The organism is Nonomuraea sp. ATR24 (assembly GCF_041950485.1).
GTDB lineage: Bacteria > Actinomycetota > Actinomycetes > Streptosporangiales > Streptosporangiaceae > Nonomuraea > Nonomuraea ceibae.
In genome coordinates this window covers 433,683-457,401 of the sequence record NZ_JBGNUU010000005.1, presented here as the reverse complement: position 1 = coordinate 457,401, position 23,719 = coordinate 433,683, and the positions used below count along the sequence as shown (strand labels likewise).

The 23,719-nt window shown below is 70.8% G+C and carries 17 protein-coding genes; 14 read left to right on the top strand and 3 right to left on the bottom strand.

Features of this window, described 5'->3' with window-relative positions:
- The first annotated feature begins 58 nt into the window (after positions 1–58).
- Positions 59–2,380 (top strand): helix-turn-helix domain-containing protein, encoded by a 2,322-nt coding sequence (locus ACBI99_RS16455; protein ID WP_375072624.1) that lies wholly within the window; start codon positions 59–61, stop codon positions 2,378–2,380.
- 295 nt (positions 2,381–2,675) lie between these two features.
- Positions 2,676–5,477 carry a helix-turn-helix transcriptional regulator gene (locus ACBI99_RS16450; protein WP_375072623.1) on the top strand — a complete coding sequence of 934 codons (2,802 nt, stop codon included), beginning with the start codon at positions 2,676–2,678 and terminating at the stop codon, positions 5,475–5,477.
- Here the strand turns inward: ACBI99_RS16450 and ACBI99_RS16445 are convergent.
- The gene (locus tag ACBI99_RS16445; protein ID WP_219499282.1) at positions 5,467–5,778 is read right to left on the bottom strand and encodes a UBP-type zinc finger domain-containing protein; all 312 of its coding nucleotides are present in this window, start codon (positions 5,776–5,778) and stop codon (positions 5,467–5,469) included. The genes ACBI99_RS16450 and ACBI99_RS16445 overlap by 11 nt on opposite strands.
- A 240-nt stretch (positions 5,779–6,018) precedes the next feature.
- Here ACBI99_RS16445 and ACBI99_RS16440 point away from each other — a divergent pair, with 240 nt between their 5' ends.
- Genes ACBI99_RS16440 through ACBI99_RS16430 form a run of 3 tightly spaced genes read left to right on the top strand, consistent with a single transcriptional unit; the run spans position 6,019 to position 9,074 of the window.
- Positions 6,019–7,065 carry a ferritin-like protein gene (locus ACBI99_RS16440; RefSeq protein WP_357584818.1) on the top strand — a complete coding sequence of 349 codons (1,047 nt, stop codon included), beginning with the start codon at positions 6,019–6,021 and terminating at the stop codon, positions 7,063–7,065.
- 52 nt (positions 7,066–7,117) lie between these two features.
- On the top strand, positions 7,118–8,791 hold the full coding sequence (locus ACBI99_RS16435; RefSeq protein WP_219499287.1) for a sodium:solute symporter family protein: 1,674 nt from the start codon (positions 7,118–7,120) through the stop codon (positions 8,789–8,791).
- 22 nt (positions 8,792–8,813) lie between these two features.
- The gene (locus tag ACBI99_RS16430; protein ID WP_219499289.1) at positions 8,814–9,074 is read left to right on the top strand and encodes a hypothetical protein; all 261 of its coding nucleotides are present in this window, start codon (positions 8,814–8,816) and stop codon (positions 9,072–9,074) included.
- 89 nt (positions 9,075–9,163) lie between these two features.
- Here the strand turns inward: ACBI99_RS16430 and ACBI99_RS16425 are convergent, their stop codons facing one another.
- Positions 9,164–9,790 (bottom strand): TetR/AcrR family transcriptional regulator, encoded by a 627-nt coding sequence (locus tag ACBI99_RS16425; RefSeq protein WP_219499291.1) that lies wholly within the window; start codon positions 9,788–9,790, stop codon positions 9,164–9,166.
- A 90-nt stretch (positions 9,791–9,880) separates the two neighbouring features.
- On the opposite strand from ACBI99_RS16425, the gene ACBI99_RS16420 reads away from it, so the two are divergent.
- The 6 genes from ACBI99_RS16420 to ACBI99_RS16395 all read left to right on the top strand — a co-directional run bounded on the left by ACBI99_RS16420 (position 9,881) and on the right by ACBI99_RS16395 (position 15,192).
- Positions 9,881–10,615 (top strand): SDR family NAD(P)-dependent oxidoreductase, encoded by a 735-nt coding sequence (locus ACBI99_RS16420; protein WP_219499294.1) that lies wholly within the window; start codon positions 9,881–9,883, stop codon positions 10,613–10,615.
- A gap of 150 nt (positions 10,616–10,765) precedes the next feature.
- On the top strand, positions 10,766–11,515 hold the full coding sequence (locus ACBI99_RS16415; protein WP_219499296.1) for an SDR family oxidoreductase: 750 nt from the start codon (positions 10,766–10,768) through the stop codon (positions 11,513–11,515).
- Between the two features lie 72 nt (positions 11,516–11,587).
- Positions 11,588–11,809 carry a hypothetical protein gene (locus ACBI99_RS16410; protein ID WP_219499300.1) on the top strand — a complete coding sequence of 74 codons (222 nt, stop codon included), beginning with the start codon at positions 11,588–11,590 and terminating at the stop codon, positions 11,807–11,809.
- Positions 11,754–13,514, top strand: coding sequence for a ferritin-like domain-containing protein (locus tag ACBI99_RS16405; RefSeq protein WP_375072622.1), 1,761 nt, complete (start codon positions 11,754–11,756; stop codon positions 13,512–13,514). Before ACBI99_RS16410 ends, ACBI99_RS16405 begins: the two co-directional genes overlap by 56 nt.
- Positions 13,511–14,473, top strand: coding sequence for an alpha/beta hydrolase (locus ACBI99_RS16400; RefSeq protein ID WP_357584812.1), 963 nt, complete (start codon positions 13,511–13,513; stop codon positions 14,471–14,473). The genes ACBI99_RS16405 and ACBI99_RS16400 overlap by 4 nt, the downstream gene beginning before the upstream one ends.
- Positions 14,470–15,192: an alpha/beta fold hydrolase gene (locus ACBI99_RS16395; RefSeq protein WP_219499308.1), complete on the top strand. Its 723-nt coding sequence runs from the start codon at positions 14,470–14,472 to the stop codon at positions 15,190–15,192. Before ACBI99_RS16400 ends, ACBI99_RS16395 begins: the two co-directional genes overlap by 4 nt.
- A 121-nt stretch (positions 15,193–15,313) precedes the next feature.
- On the opposite strand, the gene ACBI99_RS16390 is transcribed toward ACBI99_RS16395, so the two are convergent.
- Positions 15,314–18,088, bottom strand: a complete 2,775-nt coding sequence (locus ACBI99_RS16390) for an AAA family ATPase (protein ID WP_375072621.1) — start codon at positions 18,086–18,088, stop codon at positions 15,314–15,316.
- A gap of 390 nt (positions 18,089–18,478) precedes the next feature.
- Here ACBI99_RS16390 and ACBI99_RS16385 point away from each other — a divergent pair, with 390 nt between their 5' ends.
- From ACBI99_RS16385 to ACBI99_RS16375, 3 genes are all read left to right on the top strand, one after another.
- Positions 18,479–19,708 carry a cytochrome P450 gene (locus ACBI99_RS16385; RefSeq protein ID WP_357584808.1) on the top strand — a complete coding sequence of 410 codons (1,230 nt, stop codon included), beginning with the start codon at positions 18,479–18,481 and terminating at the stop codon, positions 19,706–19,708.
- Between the two features lie 78 nt (positions 19,709–19,786).
- On the top strand, positions 19,787–22,588 hold the full coding sequence (locus ACBI99_RS16380) for an AAA family ATPase (protein WP_375072620.1): 2,802 nt from the start codon (positions 19,787–19,789) through the stop codon (positions 22,586–22,588).
- 221 nt (positions 22,589–22,809) lie between these two features.
- The gene (locus tag ACBI99_RS16375) at positions 22,810–23,577 is read left to right on the top strand and encodes an SDR family NAD(P)-dependent oxidoreductase (RefSeq protein ID WP_219499334.1); all 768 of its coding nucleotides are present in this window, start codon (positions 22,810–22,812) and stop codon (positions 23,575–23,577) included.
- Positions 23,578–23,719: the final 142 nt, after the last annotated feature.

Sequence of the window (23,719 nt, the reverse complement as noted above, 5' to 3'; positions counted from 1 at the left end):
CCGGAGGTGCCGTTTTCAGGCGGAGATCGTGTAGGACAATGGAATCAAACGGGGCTTAGTGGGACGAGGCAGAACGACAGGCAGAAGTGGCCGATTCTGCCTTCTGCCGGGAAAGCGAGCAGGGGTGAGCGACTCTTTCGGAGCACTGCTGAGAGCCCACAGACTGGCCGCGGACCTGACGATCGAGGGGCTCTCGCATGCTTCGGGGGTGAGCGTGCGTGCCATCGGCGACATGGAACGCGGCGTCAGCCGAGGGCCGCAGGGCCGTACCGTCGCCGCGCTCGCCGAGGCGCTGCGGCTGTCGCAGGCGGACCGCGACGCGCTCCTCGCCGCAGCCCGCGCCGGCCGGCCGCGCGCCGCTCCCTCCACCGCCGGGATCTGCGAACTGCCCCGCGGTGTCGGTGACTTCACCGGTCGTGAGCGCGAGCTGGGCGTGCTGCGCGACTTGGCCACCCGGCGCTCCCGCGCGGACGAGACTGCCGCGATCGTCACCATCTCGGGCACGGCGGGCATGGGCAAGAGCGCGCTGGCCGTGCACGCCGCCGGGCAGTTGGCGGACCTGTTCCCCGACGGCCGCTTCTTCCTCGACCTGCGAGGCATGGACGCCATCCCGCTGACCAGCTCGAACGGCCTGTCGCAGCTGCTCAGGGCGCTGGGCGTGGCCGAGCGCAACATCCCGGCCGACGAGCAGGAAGGCGCCGGGCACTACCGGGCGCTGCTGCGCGAGCGGCGCTGCCTCATCGTGCTGGACAACGCGGAGAGCGAGAGCCACGTACGCCCGCTGCTGCCGGGGGACGGGCCGAGCATGGTCCTCATCACCAGCCGCCGTCCGCTGGCCGGGCTGGAGGGGGCGCGCCAGATCCCGCTGACCCAGCTCGCCGGGCCGGAGGCGGCCGAGCTGCTGCGTGCCATCGTCGGCGAGGCCCGCTCGGTGGCCGACCTCAAGGCCGTCGACGAACTCGCCCGGTTGTGCGGCCATCTGCCGCTGGCCATACGCATCGCGGGCAACCGGCTGCAGAGCCGTCCGGGCTGGACGATCAGGCAGCTCACCGGCCGGCTCGCCGACGAGGATCACCGCCTGGACGCGCTGGCAGCCGGGGGCCTGCACGTCGCCGCCGCCTTCGCGCTGTCCTACGAGCAGCTCACCCCCGCCGCCCGGCAGACCTTCCGGCGGCTCGCGCTGGCCGTGGGGTCCGATTTCGGCATCCCGATGACCGCCGTCCTGACCCAGCTCGACGTGGACGACGCCGAGGACGCACTGGAGGAACTGGTCGACCTGGGGCTGCTCAGCTCCCCGTACGCCGGCCGCTACCGCTTCCACGACCTCGTCCGGCTTTATGCCCGTGCCCGGCTGGAGCAGGAGGAGCCGGCCCAGGAGCGGGAGGCGTCGCGCTCGCGGATGGAGAGCTGGCTCCTGGAGGTGGCGGTGGCCGCCGGGCGCTGGTTCGAGCCCGAGCACGGCACGCTGCCGCCGGAGCGGCGTTCCCTCGTCGCGCTCGACAGCCGGGCCGAGGCACGCGCCTGGCTGCAGGCGGAAGGCGCGGCCTGGTTGGAGGCGCTGCGCTCGGCGGCACGACGCGGAGAGCACACGACAGTGGTCGAGGTGGCCGGATCCATGAAGGGGTTCCCGGACCAGTGGCCCAAGTGGGGGCACTGGGCCGAGGTGTTCACGCTGTCCACCGAAGCGGCCCGGGCCACCGGCGACCGGCGGGAGGAAGCGGCGCAGCTCAACCAGCTGGCCTGGACGATGTACGTGTGCGAAGGCCGGACGAAGGACGCGGAGACCTTCGCCTCGCGAGCGCTGGAACTGGCCCGCGAGGTCGGCGACCTCCCTCAGCAGGGAGTGGCTCTGGTCCACCTCGCCTGGGCTCTGCGCAGCGATCCGGCGAGACTGGAGCAGGAGCTGGAGCACGCCCGCCAGGGCGCCCGCCTAGCCCTGCGGGGCGGCGATCTGAAGAACTACCCCCAGGCCGTGCTCGCCGAGGTCCACGCCCTGCGCCGGGCCGGCCGCCCGGAGGACGCCTTGGAGCGCAACCTCGCGCTGGTGGCCGAACTCCGTGATCCCGCTTTCGGCGGGTTCCCGATCGTCACCACCTACATGCTCGGGGCCGCCCTGGGCCATCTCGGCACCACCTACCTGACGCTCCAGCGCTGGGAAGAGGCGGTCGAGGCCTACCAGCAGGCCATGCCACAGCTGAGCGTCCACCCGCTGCCCTTCTCGGTGGCGCTCACCCAGCACAGGCTCGGCACCGCGCTGCGGTGCGCGGGCCGGATCGCGGAGGCCCGCCATGCGCTGGCCGAGGCGGCCCGGCTCTACGAGGAGGAGGGCGACGGCGACAAGGCCGCCGAGGTGCTCAAGGAGCTCGAAGCAGCCCAATGAGACATCGCATGTTCGTGCGATGTATCGCACCACACAGAACTGACACCGTGGTCCACACCGCCTCCCGCCGGAGGAGGCCGACCTCGGGTGGACACGTATGGCCGTCTGGTTCGTCACGGGAGCCGCACGCGGCACGGGGCGGCACGTCGCCGTGAAGCGCTCCGGAGAGGGCACCGGGTGGCCGCCGCCGGCTCTGACCTGGCAGCGAGCCTCACCGGCGACGTCCTCCCGGATCTCCTGACCGTCGACGACCCGCCGCGGCATCCGCCATTGACGTCACCGAACAGAGGGCAACGTGAACGCACGTGAATCGAAGATCGGCGCCTCGGCCGAGCACGGACGGTACCGGCTGCGCGGGCGGCAGTCCGAGGTCGCCGCCCTGCGTACCCATCTGGCCGCGCTGACCCGCGGCCGGGGCACGACGACCCTCATCCAGGGCAGTCCTGGCATCGGCAAGACCCGCATGCTCACCGAGGCGCGGCAGATGGCCGAGGAGGCGGGGCTGCGCGTCATCCACGGCGGCGGCGACCCGGACGGGCAGACCATCCCCTTCGGCGCCCTGCTCGGCGCGCTGCACTCCGGCTCCGACCAGATCATCCCGGCCGGTACGGCCCAGGCGGCTCCGGGGACGTACTGGTTCCTGCAGGAGCTTCTCGAGCACCTGGAGCGCGCCGCGCTGGCCGCGCCGCTGGTGATCGTCATCGACGACCTGCAGTGGTGCGACGAGGGCACCCTGCTGGCCCTGCGCACCCTGCCGCGTCGGCTGTCCCTGCATCCCATCGCCTGGATCCTCGCCGCGCGGACCGGGCCGCTCCGCCCCGACGTCCGCGCCACGATCTTCGCACTGGCCCAGCCCGGAGGGCAGCAGCTCACGCTCGCCCCCTTGGGGGGCAAGGCGGTCGCCGCGATGACCGGCGACCTGCTCGCGGCCACTCCCGACGGCGCCATTCTGCAGCTCGCGCAGCGGGCCGAGGGACGCCCGCTGCTGCTCACCGAGCTGATCAACGGCATGCTCGACGAGGGAGGGGTCACTGTCGCCGACGGTGTCGCCCGGCTGACCCGGCAGCGCGTGCCGCTGCGGTTCCACGCCTCGGTTCAGCACCGCCTGGAGCAGGTCTCCCCGCTGGCCAGGAAGGCCGCGCAGATCGCCTCGGTCCTGGGCAGGACCGTCTCCATCGACCAGCTCGCCGAACTCATCGGAGAATCCGCCGTCACGCTGCTGGAATCGCTGGAGGAACTGCTGTCGGCGGATCTTCTGGTCGAACGCGACAGCGCGCTGGTCTTCAGCCACGATCTGATCCGTGAGTCGATCCAGGCGGCCCTGCCCGCGACCCTGCGCAAGGCGCTCCGCCGCCAGGCCGTCGACCTGCGGCTCGCTCAGGGCGTCCCGGTCGCGCGGATCGCCGCCGACCTGGCCGAGACCGCCGAGCCCGGCGACCGCGCCGCCATCACGCTGCTCCGCCAGGCCGCCCGCGACCTGGCGGACGTCGCACCGTCGGCCGCCGTGCAGATGAGCCGCCGCGCGATCGAGCTGTCCGCCCTGGACCCCTTGAGGGAGGCGGGCCTCATCGCCGAGGCTCTGCCGCTGTTCTCCCAGACGGGCCACGCGGGCGAAGCCGTCGCACTGGCCGAGAGCGCGCTGCTCCGGCCACTGCCCGTCGAGGTCGAGGCGGGCATCAGGCTGGGCCTGGCGATCGAGGCCAACCGGCGTTCCTTCAGCGAGGCCGTACGACACAGCCGCGCCGGAGTGGCCCTGCCGGGGCTGCCGCCCCGCATCCGTGCCCAGTTGATGGCCATGCTGGCCTTCAACCTCGCCTTCATCGACGCCGATGAGACCGCCGAGGCGGAAGACCTGATCCCGGCCGCGCTGGCCACTGCGGATCAGGCGGCCGACCAGGCGTCGCGGGCCACGCTGCTGGGCGTGGGCTCGATCATCGCCAACCGCCGGCTCGCCGCCCGCCGTGCGGTCGACCTCATCGACCAGGCGGTCGCCGCGGCGGGCGACGTCAGCTCCGGAGGGCTGTGGCTGCCCGGCGTCTGGAGAGCCCTGCTGCTCACCACGCTGGGGCGGGTGGAGGAAGCGCTTGCCCAGGCGGATGACGGCGTACGCCGGGCACAGCATCACGGACAGGCCGGCATGCTGAGGATGCTCGGTATGGCCCGCTGCCGGATCTATCTGGACGCGGGCCGGCTCAGCGACGCGCGCGCCGAAGCCGAGGCCGTCCTGACCATGTCCGACGAATTCGGCCGGGGCAATTTCGACGACGTCTCGACCCGCTACGTGCTGGGCCGCGTCGCCCTGCACACCGGCGACCCGCAGGACCTGTCACGCGCCCGGGAGTTCGCCGCGTCCATCATGGAGACCGAGGCCGGACATGTACGGCGGTCGGGAGCGTGGCTCGCTGCGCAGATCGCCGCAGACGAGGGCGACCTCGCCCTGGCCATGGACCTGACCGGCGAGGCCGTGGCTTCCTACCATCGCCCGACCTCGTCGCTGGCTTCCCCGCCCGACCCAGCCGACGAGCCCGTCCTCGTCAGGATGGCGCTGAGGGCCGGTGACCATGCCCGCGCGTCCCTGGTCACCGAGTTCGCCGAGACCCGTCACCGCGAGAACCCCGGCGTTCCGATCTACGAGGCCACGGCCGTGCACGCCCGCGCCCTTGTGGACGGCGACGCCGGTCTGCTGGCCCGCGCCATAGAGCTGTACCACGACATCCCCCGGCCGCTCGTGCTGGCGGGAGCTCTGGAGGACACGGGCACGGTCGTCGAGCTGGACGCGGCCCTGCGCCTCTACGAGCAGGCCGAGGCGGAACACGACGCCTCCCGCGTGCGTGACCGCCTCAGGGGCCTGGGGCAGCGACGGTCACGCGACGTCCCCAGCAGACCCACCGCGGGCTGGGACAGCCTCACCGCCTCCGAACTGCAGATCGTCAGGCTGGTCGCGGGTGGCGCCACCAACAAGCAGGTCGCCGACCAGCTCTACCTGTCGCCGCACACCGTCAGCACCCACCTGTGGCACGCCTTCGCCAAACTCGGGATCAGCTCACGGGTCGAACTCACCCGGCTGGTCCTCGAACACGACTCCGTCACGCGATGATCCGGCGGCTCCGCCGTACCGACCTGAGATAGCGCCGGTCGGCGTAGCACCAGCCCCACCGGTCGCCCGGCTCCAGCGAGGCGGTCGCAGGGTGAGTGGTCTCGGCCCAGTGCGCGGCGGCGTGCCGGCCGGGAGAGGTGTCACAGCAGCCGACGTAGCCGCAGGTCAGGCACTCGCGCAGTTCCACCCAGCGGCCGCCTGACTTCTGGCAATCCTCGCAGCCGTCGACGTGACCGGCGGGGACGGGCGGCTGCGTTCCGCGCACATGGAGGCAAGGGGCATCGAGGTACGTGATGTTCATGTCGTCGAATGTCCTCTCGCCGCAGCGCCGTACACATCGCACGAAGGCGTGAGTGTCTGACCGTCAGCGGACGGTGCGAGGGAACTTTCCGGGGGTTGTCACAACCCCTGAAGCTGTTTTGTCCTAGCTGGCGATCGGGTGGCAAACGGGTCGCCCGGCAGTCAGAAAGGGGTTCGTGGTGACGGGCAACGAACCGAGGCCGCGCGCGAGCCGCCGCGCCCGCCGCAGGAGCACCGGGGCATGACGCCGATGGCGCACGAGAATTCGCAGGAAGCGACGCCGCGGATCGGCACGCTCGACAGCCTGCGCGAGCACCTTCAGTGGGCGATCGAGCTGGAGCACGCGACGCTGCCGCCGTACCTGACCGCGCTCTACTCGCTGGATCCCGAGCGCAACCCTGAGGCGGCCCAGGTGGTGGGCAGCGTCTTCGTCGAGGAGATGCTGCACCTGGCGCTGGCCGCGAACCTGCTCAACGCCGTCGGCGGACGACCGCTGCTGGACACGCCGGAGATGCTCACGCCGTACCCGCGAAGGCTGCCGCACGGTGACCCTTCCTTCGAGGTGTCGCTGGTCGCGTTCGGGGCCGAAGCGCTGGAGATGTTCCTGCGTCTCGAACGACCCGCTCCGCCGGGCGCGCCGCCGGAGGGCGACCGCTACGCGACGATCGGGCAGTTCTACGCGGCGATCGAGCAGGGACTCAGGTACCTGTGCGATCGGCTCGGCGAGGAGGCCGTCTTCAGCGGCGATCCGGCCCGCCAGATCAGTGGCGCCCACTTCCGGCACACCGGCGGATCACTGTTCGCGGTCGAGGATCTCGAGTCCGCCCTGGGCGCGCTGAAGGAGATCGTCGAGCAGGGCGAAGGTGCGGCCGGCGGCTCGATCTGGGACGGCGAGCACGACGTCTTCCACCCGGAGCGCGATGAGGTCGCCCACTACTACCGCTTCCAGGAGCTGAAACTCGGTCGCCGCTACCGGCGAGGCGACACCTCGGAGTCAGGGCCCACCGGGGAGAAGATCTCCGTGGACCTGGCGGGGGTGCGCCCGATGAGCCGCAACCCGCGACCCGCCGCGCCGGGAAGTGCGACCCGAACCGCGCAGGAGGAGTTCAACCGCACCTATCGCGATCTCCTGCAACTGCTGGAGCAGGCATTCAACGGGAGCCCGAAGCAGCTCGCGGACGCCACCAGCACCATGTTCACGCTCAAGAGGCAGGCGCAGGCACTGATGGAGATGCCCGGCGGGGCCGGACCCACTTTCGAGTACACAGACGACAGGGGCACACGATGAGCAGGCACCTCCTCGACGCCGTGTGCGTCGCTCATCTGCCGGAGGAGTCCCGGTGGACGACCCGCTGAGGATCGGCGCCGGGATCGTCGACTACCTGCTGATCTTCGTCTACTTCGCCGTGGTCCTGCTGATCGGAGTGGCGGCCCGCCGGAGGGTCTCCAGCAGTCTCGACTTCCTCCTGTCCGGGCGGTCGCTGCCCGCCTGGATCACCGGGCTGGCGTTCATCTCAGCCAACCTCGGCGCTGTCGAAATCATCGGCATGTCGGCCAACGGGGCTGAATACGGCATGCCGACCATGCACTACTACTGGATCGGCGCCATCCCGGCCATGCTCTTCCTGGGCGTCGTCATGATGCCCTTCTACTACGGGTCCAAGGTGCGCAGCGTCCCCGAGTTCATGCGCCGCCGCTTCGGGCCCGGCGCGCACCTGGTGAACGCGATCAGCTTCGCCCTGGCCCAGATCCTCATCGCGGGGATCAACCTGTTCCTCCTGGCCACCGTCGTGAACGGCCTGCTCGGCTGGCCGCTGTGGGTAGCCCTGCTCCTCGCCGCCGCGATCGTCCTCAGCTACATCACCCTCGGCGGCCTGTCCGCGGCCATCTACAACGAGGTCCTGCAGTTCTTCGTCATCGTTGCCGCGCTGCTGCCGCTCACCCTCATCGGGCTGCACCGCGTCGGAGGCGTGGACGGGCTGATCGACAAGGTGCGGACATCCGTCGGCGGCGGTGCGGAACAGCTCAACTCGTGGCCGGGCAACGAACTGGCCGGGTTCGGCAACTCGGTCCTGTCCGTCGTCGGCATCGTCTTCGGCCTCGGCTTCGTGCTCTCCTTCGGCTACTGGACGACCAACTTCGTCGAGGTCCAGCGCGCGATGGCCACCAAATCGATGTCCGCGGCACGCAGTACGCCGATCATCGCCTCGTTCCCGAAGATGTTCATCCCGTTCATCGTCGTGATCCCCGGGATGATCGCCGGAGTCCTGGTGCCCGAGGTGATGCGGCTCAAGGCGGGCGACCAGGCCGCCGGGATCACCTACAACGACTCGATCCTGCTGCTCATCCGCGACGTGCTCCCCACAGGGCTGCTCGGCATCGCCCTGACGGGTCTGCTCGCCGCGTTCATGGCCGGCATGGCGGCCAACATCTCCGCCTTCAACACCGTCTTCAGCTACGACCTGTGGCAGCAGTACGTGAAGAAGGGCCGCTCCGACGGTTACTACCTGAAAGTCGGCCGGTGGGCCACGGTCGGTGCGACGGGCCTGGCCATCGGCACCGCCTTCATCGCCGCCGGCTACGGCAACCTGATGACCTATCTCCAGACGCTGTTCGGCTTCTTCAACGCTCCGCTGTTCGCCACCTTCATCCTGGGCATCTTCTGGAAGCGGATGACCGCGACCGCCGGCTGGGTGGGGCTGGTGTCCGGGACGCTGGGCGCGGTGACCGTTTGGTTGCTCAACGAGGTGGGCGTCTTCTCCCTGCCCGGTCAGGGGGCTGCGTTCGTGGCCGCGGGCGCGGCCTTCGTCGTCGACATCACCGTCAGCGTCCTGGTCAGCCTGATGACCCCGCCCAAGCCGGCGAGCGAACTCGGAGGGCTCGTCCTGTCGGAGACGCCCAGGCAACAGCGCACCGATCCGGCGGCGAGCCGGTTGCCCTGGTACCGCGCGCCGGTGAAGCTCGCGGGTATCTCCCTCGTGCTCGTCACCGCGCTCAACGTGATCTTCAGATGACCGTCCTGAAAGGAACCGGCACATGACCGACGAACGGGCCGCCACCGGCGGCGAACATGCTGGACCGCGCAGGGCCGGGGCCTTCGACGTGCGCGTGTTCATCGCGGGTTTGATCGGGTTCTACGGCATCGTGCTGATCATCATGGGTCTCGTCGTGGACTCGGCGTCGGATCGGGCCAAGACCGGTGACGTGAACGCCAATCTGTGGGCCGGCATCGGCATGGTGGTCATCGCCGTGGCCTTCGCGGTGTCTGTACGCCTGCGACCTGTGGTCATTGAATGACCGGTGTGACTCCGGACGTTCCACCGGGCAAGGAGGCCTACGACGCCGACCTCGAAGGACCGGACCGGGTTACTCCGAAGATGTGACGATCACCCGGGGCGGGGGCCGTCCAGAGGCAGGTGGCCGGGCGGAGGGTACGGCAGCGCCTGCCCCGCCCGGCTGCTGATGCCGTCGAAGGCCAGTTCGAGATACCGGCGCCAGGCCTGCGGCTCGGCGGCGAGCAGCGGCTCCGCGGTGTGCTTGATGCCGCTGAGCAGGAGTATGACGTCGACGCCGGTGAGGTCCGGGCGCACGGCGCCCTGCTCCCGGGCGCGGGCGGTGAGCGTTTCCGCGGCTTCGCAGAGGCGGTCGATCGCCTCACGTACCTGCGGGAGCTGTATGGACGGCCGCCCGACGACCTCACAGAAGGCGCGGTCCCTGACGAAGATCTGCACGCTCTCGGTCATGAATGCGCGCAGCGCGCCGCCGGCATCGTCAGCTGTGAGCAACGTGCTGGCGGTGTCCACCAGCTCGTCCAGCATGCCGAGCATGATCGCCGCAAGCAGTTCCTCCTTGGAGGAGAAGTGCCGGAAGACGGTGCCCTTTCCCAGTCCGGCGCACTGCGCGATCTCCGCGATGGACACCCCGACCCCACGCTCGGCGAACGTCCTGGCCCCGGCCTCCAGCAGTAGCCTGCGGTTGCGCACCGCGTCGCTGCGTGGCGTCGTCCCAGTCATGCGGCCAGTCTAGCCAAAGTGACCGCATGGTCCGTTTCGGCGTTAGAGTAAAAGTGACCGCACGGTCCGTTTGCTGCCGAAAGGAAGAACATGAACCTGCTGGACGGGAAGGTCGCCCTCATCACCGGAGCGTCGTCGGGCATCGGGGAAGCCACCGCGCTCGCCCTCTCCACGGAGGGGGCACTCGTAGCGGCCGGAGCCCGGCGCGTCGACCGGCTGGAGTCCCTGGCCCGCAAGGCGCCCGGCGAGATGCTGACCCTCGACCTGGACGTGACCGACCAGAACTCGGTACGAGCCGCGGTGGCGGCGACCGTCGGGCGCTTCGGCGCCCTGGACATCCTGGTGAACAACGCCGGGCTGATGCTCGCCGGCCCTCTCCTGGGCGCCGACGTCTCGGAATGGACGCGCATGGTCGACACCAACCTGCTGGGGTCGATGTACACGGTCCACGCGGCGCTGCCGTACCTGCTGGAGAGCAAGGGGACGGTCGTCCAGGTCTCCTCGACCTCGGGCCGGATCGCGTCCGCGGGCAACGGCGTCTACTCCGCGACGAAGTTCGGCATCACCGCCTTCGCCGAGTCGCTGCGGCAGGAGGTCACCGCCCAGGGCGTGCGCGTCGTGGTCGTCGAACCCGGATTCGTGGCCACCGAGTTGTCCGGGCACATCTCCGACCCCGCGATGCGGGCGGCCGCCCAGGAGATGGCCTCCTCCATGCGCACGCTGCGGCCGGGCGACATCGCCGAGGCCGTCGTGTACGCGGTCACCCAGCCTGCGCACGTCGCGGTCAACGAGATCCTCATCCGCCCCACCGACCAGACCCGTTGAGCGCCGTGGTGGACGCCCGCCCCCTGCGCTCCGGGCCGACGTTCCGTCGCGATCAGAATTTTTCGCGGTGTTCGTCACGACTGCGGGGGGCTGGCCGGTCTTAGCTGCGACCGGGACGGACAGCGCCCGGCGGACAGAGAGGGCAACACCATGAAGGTGGTCGTCATCGGCGGAACCGGCCTGATCGGGTCGAAGGTCGTCACCAAGCTGGGCGAGCACGGCCACGAAGCGGTGGCTGCGGCCCCGAACACCGGCGTCAACACGCTGACCGGCGAAGGGCTGCCCCAGGCGCTGGCGGGCGCGGACGTGGTGGTGGACGTGTCCAACTCCCCCTCCTTCGAACGCGCCGCCGTACTCGACTTCTTCGAGACCTCGACCCGCAACCTGCTGGCCGCCGAAGCCGCGGCGGGCGTGGAGCACCATGTCGCGCTCTCGGTGGTCGGAACCGAACGGCTGCCGGAGAACGCCTATTTCGCCGCGAAGATCGCTCAAGAGCAGTTGATCGAGAAGTCAGGCATCCCCTATTCCCTCGTCCACGCCACGCAGTTCTACGAGTTCATCCGCAGCATCGCCGACACCTCCACCGTCGACGGCGAGGTGCACATCGCGCCCGTGCGCTTCCAGCCCGTCGCCGGCGAGGAGGTCGCCCAGGCCGTCGGCCGTACGGCGGTCGGCAGCCCGCTGAACGGCAGGACCGAGATCGCCGGGCCTGAGCAGTACTGGATGGACGAGTTCTTCCGCAAAGCCCTCTCCGCCTGGGGCGACGCCCGCCCGGTCGTTTCCGACCCCCAGGCCCGCTACTTCGGCAGCGTGCCCGGCGAGCGCACCCTGGTGCCCGCCGGCGGCGCCACGTTCGGCCAGATCAGCTACCGCGCCTGGCTTGACGGAAGCACGAAGTAGCCTCCCTCGCCGGACGGCGTCGGCCGACGCCGTCCGGCGAGGTCCATCCACCCAACGAACGCGGGAGCCATCATGAGCAGTGAGCCGAACTTCCTGCATGAGCTCAAGGTCGTGATCGAGGCCGAAGTGGTCATGATCGAGGAGAGCCGTCCGGAGGAAGCCGCCGCCACGCCGGTCACCGACTGGCTGTTCGACCCGCTGGAGGCCCAGCGCGAGCAGATCGGCCTGCGGGGTCTCCATGACGCCGTCGAAGCGCTGGAACACGACGTCCGGCCGGGCGACCATGCCGACTGAGGCGCGGATCCGCACGCTCGAAAGCCTCCGTGAGCATCTCCAGTGGGCGATCGAGCTGGAGCACGCGACGCTGCCGCCCTACCTGTGCGCGCTGTACTCCCTGGATCCGGAGAAGAACCCCGAAGCGGTTCGGGTCGTGGGCAGCGTCTTCGCCGAAGAGATGCTGCACCTGGCGCTGGCGGCGAACCTGCTCAACGCCGTCGGCGGAAGCCCCCGCCTCGACACGCCGCGGATGCTCCCGCCGCATCCCCGGCCCCTCCCTCACGGCGACCCCTCGCTGAGGCTGGCGCTCCTCCCGTTCGGCGACGAGGCACTCGACATGTTCATGCGCGTCGAACAGCCCGCGCCGCCAGGCGCGCCGGTGGAGGCCGACGGCTATGAGACGATCGGGCAGTTCTACGGCGCGATCGAACAGGGGCTGCGGGACCTGTGCGACCGGCTCGGGGAGCGCGACGTCTTCTGCGGCGACCCGGCCCGCCAGGTCGGCGCCGCCCACTTCAGGCACACGGCCGGGCGTCTGGCCGTGGTCGACGGCCTGGAGTCGGCGCTGGCCGCGCTGGGGGAGATCGTCGAGCAGGGCGAGGGCGCCTCGGCGGGTGAGGTGTGGGACGGCGACCCGGACGTCTTCCACCCCGACCGGGACGAGGTGGCGCACTACTACCGCTTCCAGGAGCTCAAACTCGGCCGGCGCTACCAGCGGGGTGACACCCCGAGGACGGGCCCCACCGGCGAGCCGATCCAGGTGGACCCGGCAGGCATCCTGCCGATGAGGCCCAACCCGCGGCCCGCCGCCCCCGGCACCGAGGCCCGCGCCGCCCAGGACGAGTTCAACACCACCTACTGCGCCATGCTGCACCAGCTGGAGCAGGCCTTCAACGGCAGCCCGAAGTTGCTCAAGGTCGCCACCGGCACCATGTACAGCCTCAAGGCCCAAGCCCAGGCCCTGATGAGGATGCCGGGCGCGGACGGCCCCACCTTCGAGTACACGGCGCCCGTTCCCGGTGGTCGGCAGCGGATCGTCGTCCTGCGCGACGGCCCGTATGTCGTGTACGGCGGCGTACCGCTCCGGCGCAAACGCAAAATCGTCTCCTCGGAGAACGACGCGGTGACCTGGCAGACCGGCGAGCCTCTGGAAACCGAGGAGACCTACGCGCTGTGCCGCTGCGGTCATTCGGGTGCCAAGCCGTTCTGCGACGGGACCCACGCCGTGATCGGGTTCGACGGCACCGAGAACGCCCCCATGCGGCCGTACCGGGAGCTGCAGCACGTCCACGACGGGGTGGGGATCTCGGCGCAGCGGGTGGGGGAACTGTGCATCCACATCGGCTTCTGTCTCGGCCGTACCCGGCCGATCGCCTCGATGCTCGCCGACACCGGCGACAGTGACGTGCGCGCCGCCGTCATGGGCCGCATCGACCACTGCGCCTCCGGCTCCTACAGCTATGCCCTCGAACGCGGCGGCGAGACGGTCGAGGCCGACCTCCCGCGGGCCATCGCGGTCCTGGAAGAGGAGGACGGCCTGGCCAGCGCGCTGTGGGTCACCGGAGGACTGCCGGTCGTGCGCTCGGACGGCCGGCCGCTGGAGGTCCGCAACCGGGTGACGCTGTGTCGCTGCGGCCGCTCCGCCAACAAACCGCTGTGTGACAGCACTCACCGGGAGATCGGCTTCCGGGAGACCGACCGCGAAAAAGGAGAGACGTCATGAGTGAACACATTCTGGAACCGGCCGCACGGGATCTGGCGGAGGCGACCTCGAAGCCGCCGTTCCTGTACGAACTGGGGGTCGAGGGTGCCCGCAAGGTGCTGGACGACCTGCAGGCGGCCCCGATCGACAAGCCGGACGTGGACGAGAAGTGGATCGTCGTGCCGGCCGAGGCGGGGGACGTGCGGGTCAAGATCGTCAAGCCCGCCGGGTCGTCCGGAGTGCTGCCCGTCGTGCTGTACGTGCACGGCGGCGGATGGGTGCTGGGCAACGCGGGCACCCATGACCGGCTCGTGCGAGAACTGGCCGTGGGGGCGGGCGCGGCGGTGGTCTTCGTGGAGTACGACCGTTCACCGGAGGCGCGATACCCGGTGGCGATCGAGCAGGCGTACGCGACCGCGCAGTGGATCATCAGGGACGGCGCGGCGGAGGGCCTGGACGCCTCCCGGCTCGCGGTGGCCGGCGATTCGGTCGGCGGGAACATGGCGGCGGCGCTGACCATCCTGGCCAAGCGGCGCGGTGACGTGCGGTTCGTGCACCAGTCGCTGTACTACCCGGTGACCGACGCGGGCCAGGACACCGGCAGCTACCGGGAGTTCGCCGACGGGCCGTACCTGACGGCCAAGGCCATGGCCTGGTTCTGGGACGCCTACACCACCGACCCCGCCCAGCGCGCCGAGATCACCGCCTCACCGCTGCGTGCCAACGCCGAGGAGCTCAAGGGGCTGCCGCCCGCGTTCCTGATCGTGGACGAGAACGACGTGCTGCGCGACGAAGGCGAGGCCTACGCACGCAAGCTGACCGAGGCAGGAGTGTCCACCACCAGCGTCCGCTACAACGGCACCCTGCACGACTTCATGATGCTCAACCCCGTGCGGCCGACCGCCGCGGCCGGCGCTGCCGTCGCCCAGGCCGCCGACGTCCTCAAGGCCGTCCTGAACCACGGAAAGGCGGAGTCGTGACCAGCAAGGAAGAACCGGTCGTCGTCCTGGTCCACGGCGCGTTCGCCGAGTCCGCCAGCTGGAACGGCGTGATCAAGCTCCTGAACGGCCGTGGCCGGCGGGCCGTGGCCGTGGCGAACCCGCTGCGCAGCGTCGAGGGCGACGCCGCGTACCTGCGTGACGTGATCGCCGGCCTCGGCAGCCCGGTCGTCCTGGTCGGCCACTCCTACGGCGGCATGGTGATTAGCCAGGCAGCGGCGGACAACCCCGCCGTGCGCGCGCTGGTCTACGTCGCCGCCTTCGCCCCCGACTCCGGCGAGAGCGCGTTGCTGCTTTCGGCCAAGTTCGAGGGCAGCACCCTGGGCAGCGCGCTGGAGGCATATCCGGTCTCCTCCGGAGGCAACGAGTTGCGCATCGCGGAGGAGAAGTTCCACGGGCAGTTCTGCGCCGACCTCGATGCCGACGAAGCCGCGCTCATGGGGGCGACCCAGCGGCCGGTGACCGAGCGGGCTCTGACCGACGGGCTGACCGGCCGGCCCGCATGGCGCTCCCTGCCGTCCTGGTTCGTGTACGGCGAGCGCGATCTCAACATCCCGGCCGAGACGGTCCGGTTCATGGCGGACCGGGCCGGCTCGCGGGGGACCAGGCTGGTGCCCGGCGCCTCGCACGCGCTTGCGGTGTCCCAGCCCGACGCCGTCTGCGCTGTCATCCTCGACGCCGTCGGCCACGTGAACGGCTGACGGCGCCGATCCGACCGGCGACCTCCGTCGCCGGCCGGATCATGCTCTCACGAACCGGTCGACACCGCCCAGGACGACCAGGGGAAGTGGCCGAAGCAGCCGCCCCGCGCCGGAAGGCCGGTCAGGCCGTCGCCGTCGTCCCTTCAGGCGGAGTCCCCCGCAGTTGCTTGCGGGAGGCGATGCCGAGCTTGGCGAAGACCTTGCGCAGGTGCCACTCGACGGTGTGCGGGCTGATGAACAACTGGGCGCTGATCTCGGCGTTCGTCAGCCCCTGACCGGCCAGCCGCGCGATCTGCGTTTCCTGGGCGGTGAGCGCGACCTCGGACGTCGCCCTGTCCGGGCGCCTGCGGATCGTCTCGCCGGTGGCCTGCAGCTCACGGCGGGCGCGTTCGGCGAACGCCGTGGCACCCATCTGGTCGAGCATCTTGTGGGCGAGGCTCAACTGCTCGCGGGCGTCGACGCGGCGATTCTCCCGGCGCAGCCACTCGCCGTAGAGCAGCCGGGTGCGGGCGAGCGCGATCCGGACGCCGGCGCGGTCGAGCCGCACGATCGCCTCACCGTAGAGATCGTCGGTTTCCGATCCGACGCCCGCCAGGGCGCGCATGCTCGCCGAGGTGCCCAGGGCCCAGTCGGTGCCGCTGGCCCGCGCCATCTCATCGAGCCGGCCGGCGACTTCGGCCGCGCGGGCCTGCTGCCCGCTCCGGGCGGCGGCTTCGACCAATTCGATCATGGACCAGGTGGACAGGCCGAGTTCCTTGGGATGCTCGGCGCCGCGCGAGGCGGCGACGAAGGCCTCCTCGTAGCGGCCGAGGCCGTTGCAGAGCACCGAAGTGGCCCACTGGGTGGCGGTGGCCACCTTTCCTTCGCCCGCCAGTGCCACGTCCCGTGTGATCGCCTGGATCGCCTCACGAGTCTCGGCCTCTCCGCCCCGCCACGGCGCGACCACCAGGGCTCCGTACTGGGCGAAGAAGCTGCTGCCCAACACCTCGCCGATCGTGGTCGCCTCGGCGACCAGCGCGTCGGCGGCGGTGAGTTCGCCGGCCAGCACGCGGGCCGACAGGTGGAGCAGGAGAGCCGACGGCAGCGCCGACAGCGCCCCCGACTCCCTGACGATCTCGACCAGCTTCGCCGAGAGCGTCAGGTAGCTGTCGAAGTCCCAGATGTTGTGCGCCATGCGGGCGGCGAGCGGGAGCCAGCCCAGGCCCTCTTGCGTGGAGAGTTCCGCGGTGCGGAAGGCGGCCATGGCCTGACGCAGCATCGGCATGCCCGCCGGGTACCCGTCGATGGTCGCCACCGCCAGGCCGTTCAGCAGCAGGTCGTTGCGCTCAGGCGGCGGCCCGGGCGGCGCGGCGAGGGTGGCCCTGGCCACGTCCGCCATCTGCGCGCCGTCCGCCAGCCGGCCGGCGGTGAGAGCCGCGTACAGCGCGTCACGGTAGGTTTCGCGGGCCGCCCCGGCGTCCAGTGGCTCCAGGCGCCTGGCCGCGTCGAGCAGCAGGGGCAGGGCGGCGCTGGCGCTCCTGGAGGTGAAGACGATCTGGCCGCGAAGCAGGCTGGATCGGGCGAGCAGGCGTTCGTCGATGGGGCTGAGCTCGGCCGCGTCGAGCAGTTCGAGCGCCGCGTCGTATCCGCCGGCCTGATACTTCGCCTGGGCCGCCGCCAGAGCCCTGGCGCCGCGGCGCGCGGCGTCGGGGGTCAGCTCGGCCGCCCGCTCCAGGAACGCGGCCGACGCCGCGACCCCGCCGCGTACCCGCGCTCGCTCGGCGGAACGCTCCAGCTCGGCGGCCACCGTCTCATCGGGGCCGGCCGACGCGTTGGCCAGATGCCAGGCCCGCCGATCGGGATCAGCCCGCGGATCGGTCGCGTCGGCCAGTGCCCGATGCGCCCGCTGTCGTTCGCCCGGGATCGCCACCCGATAGGCCGCCGAACGCACGAGTGGATGACGGAACCGCACCCGGGTCCCGATGGTGATCAGCCCCGCCGCTTCTGCCGGTGACGCGGCGGTCGCGTCGATGCCCAGCAGCTCGGCCGCCCGGTTCAGCAAGCCCAGGTCGCCCACCGGCTCGGCTGCGGCGATGACCAGCAGCCGCTGTGTATGGGGCGGCAGCGACCGTACTCGCCGCAGGAAGCTTTCCTCGATCTGGCTGGTCAGCGGCCGAGCGTCCGGACGGGCGAACCCGCCGGCCAGCTCCGCCGGCGTCAGCCCCCGCGGCAGCTCCACCAGCGCCAACGGATTGCCCTGCGTCTCAGCGAGGATCCGATCCCGCACCCGATCATCCAGCCGGCCGGGGATCACGGAGTCCAGCAGGGCGCGGGCGTCGCTGTCGCTCAACCGCGCCACGTCGAGCCGTGGGAGCCTCGCCAACTCGGCGTCGAGGCCAGGCGGGCGCACCGCGAGCACCAGCCCGATCGGCTCGGCGAGCAGCCGCCGCGCGACGAAGGCGAGGGTCTGCGCGGAGATCTGATCCAGCCATTGGACATCGTCGACGAGGCACACCAGCGGTTCCTTCTCGGCCGCGGCGGCGAGCAGGCCGAGCACGGCGAGCCCGACGAGGAAGCGGTCCGGTGGAGAGCCCGTGCTCAGGCCGAACGCCGTCTCGAGCGCGTCACGCTGCGGCTCCGGCAGGCGGCCGAGCTGATCCAGAAGCGGGACACACACCTGGTGCAGCCCGCCGAAGGCCAGCTCCATCTCGGACTCGACACCCGCCGCTCTGACCACCCGGCAGCCGGACGCGCTGTCACGCGCGTACTCCAGCAGCGCCGTCTTGCCGATGCCTGCCTCACCACGCAGGACCAGCACCGAGCTACGGCCGCCCCGTACGGTGGTCATGACCTGGCTCAGCGCCTCGCACTCGATCTGCCGGCCGCGCAGCTGTGTCCTGGGACGCCTGCCGACCATCAGCGCCGCCCCGCCGGCGGCTCGGCATCGACGCCTCCAGGCTCGACCCGGTAGACCGGCGCCAGGCTCCCGCCCTGGGTGATCTCGGCGTGACGACTCGGCATCGCCCGTACCCCCGATCTGCCGGACACGCGGCCGTGACCGGGATCTCTGCTCACCGTTGTCGGGACGAGGGTCGATGCAGCCAGCGAGACATCACGCGTAGGCGAGCAGCTTATCCGCCTGCTACGGATGACAGCAATGTCCCTGGATGGCAGGACCCGTTCGTGGTCGGCGCCTGCGGCTGGACAGGGATGTCACCCCGGCGCCTTGTCACGTATCGCCCGGGTTATCCGGTCAACCCTGTGTCGGCAACACCGTAAGACGTCGCCTATCGCTTGAAGGAGAAGAATGTCCCAGCCGCTCCCGTTCGTCATCGACCCCGCCGGTGCTGACCGGCACGCCGAATATCGGGCCCTGCGCGCCCTGGGCCCAGCCACTCCTGTGGACGTCCTCGGCCTGCGAGCCTGGGCGGTCAGCGATCCCGCCCTTCTCAAGAGCCTGCTGATGAGCCCCGATGTCTCCAAGAACGGCCGTGCTCACTACCCTGCCTTCGCGCGGACGATCAGGACATGGCCGCTCGCCCTGTGGATCGAGGTGCAGAGCATGCTCACCGCGTACGGAGCCGACCACCGCAGGCTACGGCGGATGGTCGCCCCCGCCCTCAGCGCACGCCGTGTCGCCGAACTGAAGCCGACCATCCGATCCCTGGTGACCGAGCTGATCGACGACCTGGCCACGGTGCCCCCAGGCCACGTGGTGGACCTGCGCGAGCGACTGGCCTACCCGCTGCCCATCGCCGTGATCGGCCATCTGATGGGCGTACCGGAGGAGCAGCGGGACGACTTCCGCCAGATCGTCGACAACGTCTTCGACAGCACCCTCACCCCCGAGCAGGCCCAGGCCAACGCCGCACGCCTCTTCGAGGTCACCGACCAGCTGATCGCCATCAAGCGCGGCGACCCCGGCGACGACATGACCTCCCTGCTCATCGCGGCACGTGATGAGGAGTCGGGTGGCGACGGATTCACCGACGTCGAACTCCGCGACACGATGATTCTGATGATCAACGCCGGGTACGAAACGACCGTCAACGTCATCGACCAGGCCGTCTTCGCGATGTTGACGTCCCCGGAGCAGCTCGATCTCGTCCGCACCGGCCAGGCCGCCTGGGAGGACGTGGTGGAGGAGACCCTTCGCGCCGAGCCCGCCATCAAATACCTGCCGCTGCGCTTCGCCGTCACCGACCTCGAACTGCCCGACGGGCAGATCATCGCCGCCGGCGACCCCATCCTCGCCGCCTACGGGGCCGCCAACCGCGACCCGGACTGGCACGGGCCGGACGCCGACACCTTCGACGTCACCCGTAAGGTGAAGGACCATCTGGCGTTCGGCCACGGCGTGCACTTCTGCCTCGGCGCGCCCCTGGCCCGCCTCGAAGTAGCCGAAGCCCTGCGCCAGCTCTTCGAGCGTTTCCCCGCCATGTCACTCGCGGCACCGGCTGCCACGTTACGGCCGATGCCCACCCTCATCAGCAACGGCCACCAGGAGCTCCCCGTCCGCCTGCGTCCCCTCGCCTGATCATCTTCTGCCTGGACGGCCCACGCGAAGATCAGCGCCCGACATCGAGAAACTTGGCCCGGCACGGGTCCCGGGTGTATGCAGATCCGTGCGATCAGGGCAAAAGGCAGGGGCATCGTGGGTCAACGCAGGTGGAGCGCGGGGCTGCTCGGGCGGGGGACGGAATGTGCCGTCCTCGATGAGCTGATCACGGCCGTCCGTGCAGGTGAGAGCCGCGTGCTCATGGTGCACGGCGTGCCAGGGGTGGGAAAGTCGGCGCTGCTGGCGTACGTGGAGCACGCGGCGATCGGCATGCGGGTGCTGCACGCGGCCGGTGTCGAGTCCGAGATGGAGCTGGCCTTCGCCACTCTCCACCAGCTGTGCGCCCCGCTGCTGGACCGGCTGGACAGCCTTCCCACACCACAGCGCCATGCGCTGGAAACGGTGTTCGGCATGCGCCGGGGGAGCCCGCCCGAACGCTTCCTGGTCGGCCTGGCCGTACTGAGTCTGCTGTCGGAGATCTCCCAGAGCGCTCCGCTGCTCTGCGTGGTGGACGACGCCCAATGGATGGACCGGGCCTCGGCGCAGGTCCTCGGCTTCGTCAGCCGGCGGCTGCTGGCGGAGTCGGTCGCCCTCGTCTTCGGCTCGCGCCGGCGGCCTCAGGACCTGCTCGGACTCCCGGAGATGGAGGTCACCGGGCTGAAAACCGCCGACGCACACGCTCTGCTGAACTCGGTGGCGCCCGGCCGGCTCGATCGGCACATCCGTGATCGGTTCGTGGCCGAGACCCGGGGCAATCCACTTGCCCTCCTGGAGCTGCCGCGCGAGCTGACCATGACCCAGGCGGCGGGCGGATTCGGCCTCGTGGACGTCGACACGCTGCCCAGCCGGATCGAGCAGAGCTTCCTCGACCGGATCGCAGGTCTGCCCGAACAGACCCGGCTGCTTCTCGTGGTCGCCGCCGCCGAGCCTGTCGGCGATCCGTCGCTGGTGTGGCGTGCCGCCGAACGGCTCGGCGTCGAACCGGCGACGGCCCTGGCGAGCGGGACGGACGGGCTGCTGTCGTTCGACGTACGGGTGACCTTCCGTCATCCTCTCGTGCGATCGGCCGTGTACAGGTCGGCGAAGCCGGTGGACCGTCAGGCGGCGCACCTCGCGCTGGCAGAGGTCACGGACGCCCACGCAGACCCCGACCGCCGCGCCTGGCACCTCGCCGCCGCGACGACCGAGCCCGACGAGAACGTCGCCGGCGAGCTCGAACGCTCCGCCGGCCGGGCACAGGCACGCGGTGGGCCGGCCGCCGCGGCCGCCTTTCTGCAGCGCTCCATGGCACTGACCGTCGACACCTCGCGGCGCGCCGAACGGGCCCTGATGGCCGCGGCAGCCAGCCTTTCGGCCGGGGACATCGCTACCGCCCGCGAGTTCGCCGACCGCGCCGACCAGGATGCGCAGAGCGAGTTCCAGCGCGTGCGAGCCCTGCTGACACGCGGTCACATCACGTTCGCGGCCGGCTTCGACAACGAGGCGCCGGTGATGTTGCTGGAGGCCGCGCGGCGGCTGGAGCCCATCGCCATGGACCTGGCGCGGGAGACGTACTTCATCGCCTGGGCTTCGGCGTCGTTCGGCGCCGCCAACCGGGACAGCCTCCTGGCCATCTCGCAGGCGATGAGGGAACTGCCCTCTCCCGGAGGTCGCCCGCGCGCCCTCGACCTCGTCCTCGAGGGTTACGCACTGCTCATCACCGACGGCCGGAGGGCCGCGCTGCCCACGTTGCAACGAGCGAAGACGGCGATCGCCGACCACCCCGTGCAGGACCTGCTGAAATGGGGCTGGGCGGCCTGCGGCGTGAGCGCTCTCCTGTGGGAGGACCGGATCATGCCCGACGTCCCCACCAGGGCGCTCGAGGCGGTGCGCGCGGCCGGGGCCCTGTCCGAGCTTCCCCTCTATCTCCACTCGTTGGGGGTACCGCGCTCGCTGAGAGGCGACTTCGCCGCCGCGGCGGCGCTCGTCGCCGAATCCGAAGCCGTCGCAGAAGCGACGGGCGTGCCGATGACGCAGCACACCCAGCTCCTGCTGGTGGCGATGCGGGGCAAGGAGACCGAGGCCGCGCCGCTGATCGAGGCCACGATCGAGGAGGCCGGCGCCGGCGGCCAGTTGAACGGTGTCGCGTCGGCCCAGTTGGCGGCCGCGGTCCTCTACAACGGCCTGGCCCGCCACGGGCTGGCGCTGCCGGCGGCCCAGGCCACCACCCAGAGCGCCAACGTGATCGTCTCCCAGTGGGCGCTGCCCGAGCTCGTCGAGGCGGCGGCGCGCGTCGGGGATTCCACGGCCGCCCGCGGGGCGCTCGAAGGGCTGGCGGACGCGGCGGAACCGTGCGACACCGACTGGGCCCAGGGAATCCTGGCGCGCTGCCGGGCGCTGCTGACCGACGACGACACCGCGGACGATCTTTATCGGGAGGCGATCGAGCGGCTGGGCCGCACGACTCTGCGTCCTGAATTCGCACGCGCCCACCTCCTGTACGGCGAGTGGTTGCGCCGGAACCGTCAGGGGGCCGAGGCGCGCGTTCACCTGCGGACCGCGTACGAGATGTTCGTGTCGATCGGCATGCACGCCTTCGCCGAGCGTGCCCGTCGCGAGCTTCAAGCCACAGGGGAGAACATCCGCCGCAAGCGGGGGACCGAGGATCCGGAGAGCGCGGAGCTGACCGCGCAGGAGAGGCAGATCGCCCTGCTGGTGCGGGACGGCCTGTCCAACCCGGAGGTCGCGGCCCGTCTCTTCCTGAGCCCGCGTACGGTCGAATGGCACCTCCGCAAGGTCTTCGCCAAACTCGAGATCACCTCCCGAAGGCAGGTCGGCGACGCGCTGTCCAGCGGCGCGTACGAACCCGGCACACGGTGAAGCCGCTGGGCAGGAGCCTCCCGGCGCCGTAGCCCGCCCCGCCGCCCGGGCGCGCACGCGCATGCTACGCGTCCACGACACCCTGGTCTCGTCAGACCAGTGACTTTCCGTGGTGCGACACGCAACCCGGCCACGCGAGCATCGGCGTGTCGTCCGAGCACGGGAGGAGCGGGGCGGAACGGCGGCTTCCGTGTCGCCCTCGACGAGGGAATGAGGCAGTCATGCACGATCGGCCGTTGGCCGGAGCCGTCGCGCTCGTCACGGGCGCCGGCAGCGGAATCGGCGCCGCGACCGCGCGCCGCCTCGCAGGTGACGGTGCGGCCGTCACCCTGGTCGCCCACCGGCGCGACCGTGTGGTGCGGGTCGCGAGCGACATCGCACGGCAGGGAGGAGAGGCGGTCGCGCTGGAGGCCGATATCACCGAAGCTGACCGCGCCGACGACATGGTGCAGGACGCGCTGGATCGGTTCGGGCGCCTGGACATTCTGGTCAACAACGCCGAGATCAGGCTGCTCGGCTCAGCGCTGCACGCCACCATCGAGGAGTGGGATCAGATGATCTCGCTCAACGTGGCGGGTCTGGCCCACGTCACGCACGCCGCTCTTCCGCACCTGATCTACGCGGCGACGACGTCCCCCCGGCAGGTGGCGGATCTGGTGAACGTCGGCTCGGCGGCCGAGCGGGTCGCCCGTCCGGGAAGCAGTGTCTATGGCCTGACCAAGTCGGGCCTGAACGCGTTCACCGAATCGCTTCGCCAGGAGCTGCTCGGCGAACGGGTCCGGGTCAGCGTGGTGGAGCCGGGCGCGGTGGACGACGGACAGGAGAACCGTCTCGGGGACTCCGCCCGGGGTGCGGCTCGGCGCCCGATCGACGGCGTTGAAGGGTTGCGCCCGGATGACGTCGCGGATGCGATCAGCTATATCGTCACGCGGGCGCGGCGGGTCGCCGTCAACGGGATGCTGGTCCGAGCCGGCGATCAGACCTGGTAGCCGCGCCGATGCAGGTCCGCCGAGCCCGCCGCCACGGCCTGTCCGGCCGGCACGGCGAAGTGGAGTCCGATCCTTCGTCCGTGGCCGGATGCGCATGTGCCGACGGACTCCACCTCGATGGCGGACGGGCGACAAAGGTGTC

What these genes read in the sequence shown, in the direction of transcription:
- ACBI99_RS16425 (WP_219499291.1), bottom strand. Translation starts at nt 9,790, where the DNA reads ATGACTGGGACGACGCCACGCAGCGACGCGGTGCGCAACCGCAGGCTA.
- ACBI99_RS16415 (WP_219499296.1), top strand. Translation starts at nt 10,766, where the DNA reads ATGAAGGTGGTCGTCATCGGCGGAACCGGCCTGATCGGGTCGAAGGTC.
- ACBI99_RS16400 (WP_357584812.1), top strand. Translation starts at nt 13,511, where the DNA reads ATGAGTGAACACATTCTGGAACCGGCCGCACGGGATCTGGCGGAGGCG.
- ACBI99_RS16420 (WP_219499294.1), top strand. Translation starts at nt 9,881, where the DNA reads ATGAACCTGCTGGACGGGAAGGTCGCCCTCATCACCGGAGCGTCGTCG.
- ACBI99_RS16410 (WP_219499300.1), top strand. Translation starts at nt 11,588, where the DNA reads ATGAGCAGTGAGCCGAACTTCCTGCATGAGCTCAAGGTCGTGATCGAG.
- ACBI99_RS16405 (WP_375072622.1), top strand. Translation starts at nt 11,754, where the DNA reads ATGACGCCGTCGAAGCGCTGGAACACGACGTCCGGCCGGGCGACCATG.
- ACBI99_RS16380 (WP_375072620.1), top strand. Translation starts at nt 19,787, where the DNA reads ATGCAGATCCGTGCGATCAGGGCAAAAGGCAGGGGCATCGTGGGTCAA.
- ACBI99_RS16390 (WP_375072621.1), bottom strand. Translation starts at nt 18,088, where the DNA reads ATGGTCGGCAGGCGTCCCAGGACACAGCTGCGCGGCCGGCAGATCGAG.
- ACBI99_RS16385 (WP_357584808.1), top strand. Translation starts at nt 18,479, where the DNA reads ATGTCCCAGCCGCTCCCGTTCGTCATCGACCCCGCCGGTGCTGACCGG.
- ACBI99_RS16440 (WP_357584818.1), top strand. Translation starts at nt 6,019, where the DNA reads ATGACGCCGATGGCGCACGAGAATTCGCAGGAAGCGACGCCGCGGATC.
- ACBI99_RS16445 (WP_219499282.1), bottom strand. Translation starts at nt 5,778, where the DNA reads ATGAACATCACGTACCTCGATGCCCCTTGCCTCCATGTGCGCGGAACG.
- ACBI99_RS16375 (WP_219499334.1), top strand. Translation starts at nt 22,810, where the DNA reads ATGCACGATCGGCCGTTGGCCGGAGCCGTCGCGCTCGTCACGGGCGCC.
- ACBI99_RS16430 (WP_219499289.1), top strand. Translation starts at nt 8,814, where the DNA reads ATGACCGACGAACGGGCCGCCACCGGCGGCGAACATGCTGGACCGCGC.